Here is an 8,472-nt window from a genome sequence, read left to right as displayed (position 1 = left end):
CCGATCATCAAGGGGTCGGCGCTGCGCGCGTTGGAGTCGATGGACCCCAATAGCGAGTACGGGGCGAAGATCGGCGAGCTGATGGACGCCCTGGACTCCTACATTCCGCAGCCGAAGCGCGAGGTCGACAAGCCGTTCCTGATGCCGGTCGAGGACGTGTTCTCGATCACCGGGCGCGGCACGGTGGCCACGGGCCGCATCGAGCGCGGGATCATCAAGGTGGGGGAGACGGTGGAGCTGGTGGGGATGAACTCGGAGAAGAGCACCACGGTGACCGGGGTGGAGATGTTCCGCAAGCTCCTCGACGAGGGGCAGGCGGGCGACAACGTGGGGCTGCTGCTGCGCGGCGTGGCCAAGGACGAGATCGAGCGCGGGATGGTGCTGGCGAAGCCGAAGAGCATCACGCCGCACACCAGGTTCAAGGCCGAGGTGTACGTGCTGACCAAGGAGGAGGGCGGGCGCCACACGCCGTTCTTCAACGGGTACCGGCCGCAGTTCTACTTCCGCACGACCGACGTGACGGGCAGCGCCACCCTGCCGGAGGGGGTGGAGATGGTGATGCCGGGCGACAACGTGCAGATGGTGGTGGAGCTGATCACCCCCATCGCCATGGAGAAGGAGCTGCGCTTCGCCATCCGCGAGGGCGGCCGCACCGTGGGCGCCGGCGTCGTCACCGAGATCGTCGAGTAACCGCCGGACATCGGACAGGGAGGTTGCGGCGGGGGCACCGCTCCCCGCCGCGTGCCGTCTGGAACGGTTGACATACAAGGAGCTGGAGCCATGCGCGACAAGGTCATCCTCGCCTGCACCGAGTGCAAGGAGAGGAACTACCACCTGACCAAGAACAAGCGCAAGCACCCCGAGCGGGTGGAGTACAAGAAGTACTGCCCGCGGTGCAACACGCACCGGCCGCACAAGGAAACCAAGTAAGCGGCACCCGGAACGGCGGCCGGCCCTTTCCGGGCCGGCCGGCACCCTTTTTTGATCGCGAACGGTTTCCGCATGGCTGAGACGACGACGCGTACCTCTGCCCGCGACTTCTTCGGTGAAGTCGTAGAGCAGGTCAAGAAGATCACCTGGCCCGACCGCGCGCAGCTGCAGAGCTCCACGTGGATGATCGTGGTGTTCATGCTGGTGATGGCGTCCATCATCTTCGTGATGGACCGCGGCGTCGGCGTGGTGCTCGACATGATCTCGTCCCTGTTCACGAGCTGAGCGCGCCCATGGCCGACGCCAAGTGGTACGCCATCCAGAGCTATTCGGGGCACGAGAACAAGGTGCAGCGGCTGATCCAGCGCCGCATCGACGAGGAGCAGGGCGAGCCGGAAACCCGGCAGATCCAGGAAGTGATGGTCCCCACCCGTGAAGAGGTGGAGCTTCGCAACGGCAAGCGCGTGACCGTCACCCGGAAGCTGTACCCGGGGTACGTGCTGGTGAAGATGGTGTACAACCAGCGCACGGCCCACCTGATCAACAGCATCCAGGGCGTCATCAAGTTCCTGGGCACGGGCGCCGAGCCCGCGCCGCTGACCGACGACGAACTGTCGAAGGTGCTGGGGCAGGAAGAGGCGGCTCCGGCCGCCGCCGAGGCCCCGGTGGTGCTGATCCCGTTCAACCACGGGCAGGTGGTCGAGGTGACCGACGGGCCGTTCAAGGAGTTCAGCGGCACCGTGCAGGACATCGACCACGACAAGGGCAAGGTCAAGGTGGAGGTGTCGCTCTTCGGGCGGCCCACCAGCATCGAGCTGGACTACACGCAGCTCCGCGGCTTCTGAAGCGGACGTTGATTCGAGGCGAAGATGGCGAAGAAAGTCACCGGGTTCATCAAGCTCCAGGTTCCCGCCGGCGCGGCCAACCCGGCGCCCCCCGTGGGCCCCGCGCTGGGCCAGCACGGCGTGAACATCATGGAGTTCTGCAAGCAGTTCAACGCGCGCACGCAGGGTCAGCCGGGGATGATCATTCCCGTCGAGATCACCGTGTACGCGGACCGCTCCTTCACGTTCATCACCAAGACGCCCCCGGCGGCGGTGCTGATCAAGAAGGCCATCGGCCTGGACAAGGGCTCCGCCTCGTCGAAGAAGACCAAGGTGGGCACGCTCTCGCAGGAGCAGCTGCGCACCATCGCCGAGACCAAGATGCCCGACCTGAACGCGGCCGACATCGAGGGCGCCATGCGCCAGATCGCCGGCACCGCCCGGTCGATGGGCGTCGAGGTGGCGAAGTAAAAGAAGTGCGTGAGTGCGTGAGTGCGGGCCTGACGGCGCGCGCGATCGCGCTCTGAGGAAACGGCTCGCCCTCGGGCGGGCCGCAGGCGGGAGAAGTGGAGTTCGGCCGGAGCCCAGGAAGCGGTCTCCCGCCCTTCCGTTCCGCAATGCGGAGCGCGGCCGAAATCCCGTCCGATCAACCACCGCGGGCCAGGCGAACGCCGGGTGGGAGGACTCGTGAGAAAAGTTCGCTGAGGGGGTACATGCCAAAGCACGGGAAAAAGTTCCGCGACGCGCAGGCCCGTGTGCCCGAGGGATCGACGTTTCAGCCCGCCGAGGCCGTAAGCCTCGTCAAGGAGCTGAGCTTCGCCAAGTTCGACGAGACGGTGGAAGCCGCCGTCCGCCTTGGCGTCGACCCGAGGCACGCGGACCAGATCGTCCGCGGCGCCGTCGTCCTTCCCCACGGTACGGGGAAGACCGCCCGCGTGCTCGTGATCGCCCAGGGCGACCGCGCGCGTGAGGCGGAGGAAGCCGGTGCCGATTTCGTGGGCACCGAGTACGTCCAGAAGATCAAGGACGGCTGGCTGGATTTCGACGTCTGCGTCGCCACGCCCGACATGATGGGCCAGGTGGGCCAGCTGGGGCGCATCCTGGGCCCCCGCGGCCTGATGCCCACGCCCAAGGCGGGCACGGTGACGATGGACGTTTCGCGCGCGGTGCGCGAGATCAAGGCCGGCAAGATCGAGTTCCGCGTGGACCGCACGGGCAACGTGCACGTTCCCATCGGGAAGGTGTCGTTCGAGCCGGCGAAGCTGGAAGAGAACCTGAGCGCCTTCATGGACACGGTGATCCGGGCCAAGCCGGCGGCTGCCAAGGGGCAGTACGTGCGCGGGGTGACGGTTTCCAGCACCATGGGACCCGGCGTTCCGGTGGATGCCAACCTTTTCCGGCGGAGCTGAGCGGATGAGGAAAGACGAGAAGAACGTCGTCGTCACCGAGCTCCAGCAGAAGCTGGGCGACGCGAGCGCGTTCTACCTGACGGACTTCACCGGCCTGAGCGTGAAGCAGATCACCGAGTTCCGCAGCCGTCTGCGCAAGCAGGGCGTGGACTACGTGGTGGTCAAGAACACGCTGGCCATCCGGGCCCTCGACGGCCTGGAGCTGCCCGACATCGCGGGCTTCTTCACCGGCCCCACGGGGGTGGTGATCGGCCGCGAAGACGCGGTGGCGCCGGCCAAGGTGCTGGCCGACTTCGCCCGGGAGTTCGGCGACCGCCCCACCGTGAAGGTGGGCGTGGTGGACCGGAAGCCCTTCGACCCGGCGCAGGTGCGGCAGCTGGCCGACATGCCGCCCCGCGAGGTGCTGCTGGCGCAGATCGCCGGCGGCCTGCAGGCGCCCATGGCGCGCCTGGCGGGCGGAATGAGCCAGCTCATCGCCGGCTTTGCCCGCGCGGTGGACCAGCTCCGGCAGCAGAAGGAAGAGGCGGGGGCCTGAGGGCCCTTTCGCCCATGAGCACGCCGGCCCCGGGCCGGAACCGATCTGACATTCCTGTACGAACGAACGTAGACTAAAGGAGCCCCTGAGATGGCGACGCTTACCCGTGACGAGCTGCTCGACGCGATCGGCAACATGACCGTTCTCGAGCTGTCCGACTTCGTGAAGGCTTTCGAGGAGAAGTTCGGCGTGACCGCCGCGGCCCCCGTGGCCGTCGCCGCCGCCGCGACTGGTGGACCCGCGGCCCCGGCCGCCGAGGAGAAGACCGAGTTCGACGTGGTGCTGATGGCCGCCGGCGAGAAGAAGATCCAGGTGATCAAGGTCGTGCGCGAGCTGACCGGCCTGGGCCTGAAGGAAGCCAAGGACCTGGTGGACGGCGCTCCGAAGACGGTCAAGGACGGCCTGACCAAGGACGAGGCCGAGGCCATGCGCGCCAAGCTGACCGAGCAGGGCGCCACCGTCGAGCTGAAGTAACCGGGCGAGCCGGCGCGCGGACCCCCCCGGGGCTCCGCGCGCCGGACCGCGAAGCCGGCGCGGCCAGTGGGCCGCCCCGGCTTCCCTTTCCGGTTACTCCAGCGCGGCGGCACATGGCACAGAGCAGGACTACAATCAAATTCCGACGGACGGTACGCCGCCCCGCCGAATCGCATTCGGTCGGGGTCGTTTGCGCTTTTCCGAATCCACGCACGCTGAGAGGGAGACCCACTTGGCAACGCTGAACAAACCGATCGTCTCATTCGCCAAGCTGACGTCGGGGATGGAGCATCCCAACCTCCTCGACGTGCAGCTGAGGGCGTTCGATACGCTTCTCCAGACCGACGCCGCCGCGCGTGAGCGCGAGGACGTGGGGCTGGAGCGCGTCTTCAACGAGATCTTCCCCATCTCGGACGTCAACGGGAACTTCTCCCTGGAATTCGTACGGTACTCGCTGGGCGAGCCCAAGTACGACATGGAGGAGTGCATGGAGCGCGACATGACGTACGCGGCTCCGCTTAAGGCGACGCTCCGGCTGGTGGTGTGGGAGGACGTGGGCGACGAGCGCCGTCCCAAGGACATCATCGAAAAGGAAGTGTACCTGGGGGACCTGCCGGTCCTGACCCCCCTGGGCACCTTCATCATCAACGGCGCCGAGCGCGTCATCGTCAGCCAGCTGCACCGTTCGCCGGGCGTGGTGTTCGAAGAGAACACCCACCCCAACGGCAGCAAGCTGTTCAGCGCGCGCATCATCCCGTTCCGCGGGTCGTGGGTGGAGTTCACCCTCGACATCCACGACGTGGTGGCGGTGCACATCGACAAGAAGAAGAAGTTCCCCGCCACGGCGCTGCTGCGCGCGGTGGGCTTCAGCCGCGACGCCGACATCCTGGGCGTGTTCCTGAAGCGTGACACCGTCGCGCTGAACACGCTGGAGCAGGCCACGGGAAGCGGCCGCCGCGGCGAGGTGTTCCACGGCTTTTTGGCCGAGGACGTGCCGGACCCGGCCGTCCTGGGCCCCAACGGCCCCGTGCTGTACCGCGACATCGTGCTTCCCTCGACGGGCGAGGTGTACGAGCGCGGCCGCCGGGTGACCCCCGAGCTGTACGCGTCGCTCCGCGAGGCCGGCGTCACCACGCTTCCCGTGGTGGCTTCGGCGCTGGTGGCGCGTGCCGGCGACGAGATCAACGGCGACACGCTGGGGCGCATGCTGCGCGCCGGCATCGAGTCGGTGGCCACGTACCGCGCGACGAGCCAGAGCGGCTCGGCGCTGCGCGCCACGCTGGCCAAGGACCCCACCCGCGGCACGCTCGACTCGCTCTTCGCCATCCACAACCTGGTGCGCCCGGGCACGGCCCCCGCGCCCGACACGTGGACCGAGGAAGAGTTCCTGGCCGAGGGCGACACCATCATGCACGTCGCCGACTTCCTGGCGGCGTGGGCCGAGCGCGGCGCGCAGCCGGTGGACCCCATGTCGCGCGAGGGGCAGCGCTCGGTGGAGGAGCGCATGCTGCGCTTCGCCCAGGAGCGCGGCATTCGCTACGTGTGGGAAAGCTTCCGCGACGACCGCACCGAAAAGGCCGGCAAGCCCAGCCGCGTGCTGGTGTACGAGCTGAACCGCGTGGTGCAGGTGTACGTGGCCGTCTGGCGGCTGCTGTTCCAGCCGCGCACCTCGCTCGTCGTCACCGGCGAGCTGACGGGAAGCGGCAACGGCACGGCCGCGGCCAGCACCGACTACTCGGAGTACACGGAAGAGGCGCTGAACAAGCGCTACGACCTGGGCCGCGTGGGCCGCTACAAGATCAACCAGCGGCTGGCGCCGGCCTTCGAGTCGCTGGGCTACACGGTGCCGCCGGCCGGCATGACGGCGCTCACCGCGCAGGACGTGCTGGCGATCCTGTGGCAGCTGATCGAGCTGCACGAGGGGCGCGGCGAAACGGACGACATCGACCACCTGGGCAACCGCCGGGTGCGCTCGGTGGGCGAGCTGATCGCCAACCAGTTCAGCGTGGGCCTCAGCCGCATGGCGCGGCTGGTGCGCGAGCGCATGTCGATCGTGTCGGACCCCGACAAGATCAACATCGACGACCTGGTGAACGCGCGCACGGTGTCGGCGGTGATCCAGCAGTTCTTCGGATCCAGCCAGCTCAGCCAGTTCATGGACCAGACCAACCCCCTGGCCGAGATGACGCACAAGCGCCGTCTTTCGGCGCTGGGGCCGGGCGGTCTTACCCGTGAGCGCGCCGGCTTCGAAGTGCGCGACGTGCACTACTCGCACTACGGGCGCATGTGCCCGATCGAAACGCCGGAAGGCCCGAACATCGGCCTGATCAACTCGCTGACCACGTACGCCCGGATCAACGACCTGGGCTTCATCGAGACGCCCTACCGCAAGGTGGTGCGCGCCATCGTGAAGTACCCGGCGCAGGCCAAGCTGGAAGAGGCCGTGCGCCTGGTGCTGGGCGACCGCGCCAAGGTGTTCGGCAAGAAGGGCGAGACCATCGACGCCGCCCGCGGCCGCGAGATCTTCCGCGCCATGATCGTGGGCGCCGAGCTGGCCGAGGACGTGTTCGACTGGAGCACGCTGTTCCCGCGGATGCTGGCCGGCGAGATCGCCCAGACCGACTGGGAGCAGGAGTTCGCGGGGCTTCCCGTGCTGGCCAAGCGCGGCGAGCGCATCACCGAAGAGCTGGCGGAGCGCATCGCCGCCCAGCCGGTGAACCTGGTGCGCGTGGTCAGCCGCCGGGCGGGCGCGGCGGCGCGCGGCGTGGCCCCCGAGGCCATCCGCAACCCCATGTCGCTGTCCGTTCGCGTCTTCCAGCCCACCACGGCCGCCGTCCTGGCGGTGCCGGGGACGGTGCTGACGGCCGAGGTGGTCGAGGCGCTCCATGAGCGGCAGATGACCGGGCTCGAGGTGCAGGAGTGGGGCGACACGCCGGACGAGGTGGCGATCGACTACACCTCGGGCGTGCCGGCGCTGCCGGCCGAGGGCGAGGTGGGGCGCGCCGTCCTGGGCGCCAGCGGCCGCACGACGCACGTGACCCCCGTGGTCACGCGCATCAGCGCCTGGCTGTCGGCCAACGAGGAGGAGACGGCCCGCATCGCGCAGGCGAACGCGCCGCTGACGCCGGGCTTCACCTTCAACAACGAGTTCGTCCTTTGCCGCGAGCGGGGCGACTTCCCCCTGCTGCGGCCGGAGGAGATCGACTACATGGACGTGGCGCCCGACCAGTTGGTGTCGGTGGCCGCGGCCCTGATCCCCTTCCTGGAGCACGACGACGCCAACCGCGCGCTCATGGGCTCGAACATGCAGCGCCAGGCGGTGCCGCTGCTGTTCCCGCACGCGCCGGTGGTGGGCACGGGGCTGGAAGAGGTAATCGCGCGCGACTCGGGCGCCGTGGTGGTGGCCCGGCGCGGCGGAACGGTGATGGAGGTGACCGCCGACCACATCCTGGTGGATGCCGGGATGGAGGGCGTGGGGTCTGCCGCCGAGCCGCTGCGCCGCCTGGCGCAGTTCGACCGCTACCGGATGAAGAAGTACTGGCGCACCAACCAGGACACGGCGCTCAACCAGCGCCCCATCGTCCGCAAGGGGATGGTGGTGGAAAAGGGCGCCGTGCTGGCTGACGGCCCGTCCACCGACGGCGGCGAGCTGGCCCTGGGCCGCAACCTGCTGGTGGCGTTCATGCCCTGGTACGGCCACAACTTCGAGGACGCCATCGTGCTGTCCGAGAAGCTGGTGAAGGACGACGTGTACACCTCCATCCACATCCAGGAGCTGGAGCTCCAGGTGCGCGACACCAAGCGCGGGATGGAAGAGATCACGCGCGAAATTCCCAACGTGGCCGAAGAGTCGCTGGTGGACCTGGACGAGCGCGGCGTGGTGCGCATCGGCGCCCGGGTGAAGGCCGGCGACATCCTGGTGGGCAAGATTACGCCGAAGGGCGAGACCGAGCTTTCTCCCGAAGAAAAGCTGCTGACGGCCATCTTCGGCGAAAAGGCCAAGGACGTAAAGGATTCGTCGCTCAAGGTGCCGCCCGGCGTGGAGGGCACCGTGATCGACGTGAAGATCTTCAGCCGCCGCATCGACGACCCCATCCTGGAAAAGGAGCGGGGGCAGAAGATCGGCGAGCTGCGCGCCTTCGAACGCACGGAGATCCAGCGCATCGGCGAGGCGCGCGACGAGGAGATCCGCGAGCTGATCCGCGGCCGCGAGGTCGCCCTGTTCCTGAAGAAGGGGACGGTGGAGCCCTTCTTCAACGAGGGGACGCAGCTGACGGACGAGGTGGTCGATGGTCTGGAC

At 68.2% G+C, this 8,472-nt stretch carries 8 protein-coding genes and 1 pseudogene; all 9 read left to right on the top strand.

The annotated features are described in order from the left end of the window. On the top strand, positions 1–690 hold a 690-nt coding region (locus VIB55_RS05585), incomplete at its 5' end, for an EF-Tu/IF-2/RF-3 family GTPase (RefSeq protein ID WP_331875679.1). Between the two features lie 90 nt (positions 691–780). Continuing rightward, a complete protein-coding gene (gene rpmG, locus VIB55_RS05580) occupies positions 781–930 on the top strand; it encodes a 50S ribosomal protein L33 (RefSeq protein ID WP_331875678.1) in 150 nt (49 codons plus the stop codon). A 72-nt stretch (positions 931–1,002) separates the two neighbouring features. Continuing rightward, positions 1,003–1,215, top strand: coding sequence for a preprotein translocase subunit SecE (gene secE, locus VIB55_RS05575; protein ID WP_331875677.1), 213 nt, complete (start codon positions 1,003–1,005; stop codon positions 1,213–1,215). Between the two features lie 8 nt (positions 1,216–1,223). Then, entirely contained in the window at positions 1,224–1,775 is a 552-nt protein-coding gene (gene nusG / locus VIB55_RS05570; protein WP_331024592.1) for a transcription termination/antitermination protein NusG, read from the top strand. A 24-nt stretch (positions 1,776–1,799) separates the two neighbouring features. Further along, complete coding sequence (gene rplK / locus VIB55_RS05565) at positions 1,800–2,225, top strand: 50S ribosomal protein L11 (protein WP_331875676.1); 426 nt, start codon at positions 1,800–1,802, stop codon at positions 2,223–2,225. Between the two features lie 242 nt (positions 2,226–2,467). Beyond that, complete coding sequence (rplA, locus tag VIB55_RS05560) at positions 2,468–3,163, top strand: 50S ribosomal protein L1 (RefSeq protein ID WP_331875675.1); 696 nt, start codon at positions 2,468–2,470, stop codon at positions 3,161–3,163. Positions 3,164–3,167: 4 nt separating this feature from the next. Then, positions 3,168–3,698: a 50S ribosomal protein L10 gene (gene rplJ / locus VIB55_RS05555; protein WP_331024595.1), complete on the top strand. Its 531-nt coding sequence runs from the start codon at positions 3,168–3,170 to the stop codon at positions 3,696–3,698. A 90-nt stretch (positions 3,699–3,788) separates the two neighbouring features. Beyond that, entirely contained in the window at positions 3,789–4,172 is a 384-nt protein-coding gene (gene rplL, locus VIB55_RS05550) for a 50S ribosomal protein L7/L12 (protein WP_331875674.1), read from the top strand. A gap of 232 nt (positions 4,173–4,404) precedes the next feature. Then, positions 4,405–8,472: pseudogene (locus VIB55_RS05545) on the top strand (hypothetical protein); the annotation flags it as partial.

Origin of the sequence: Longimicrobium sp., assembly GCF_036554565.1 — a bacterium.
Lineage (GTDB): Bacteria > Gemmatimonadota > Gemmatimonadetes > Longimicrobiales > Longimicrobiaceae > Longimicrobium.
This window is presented reverse-complemented; position numbering and strand designations above follow the sequence as displayed.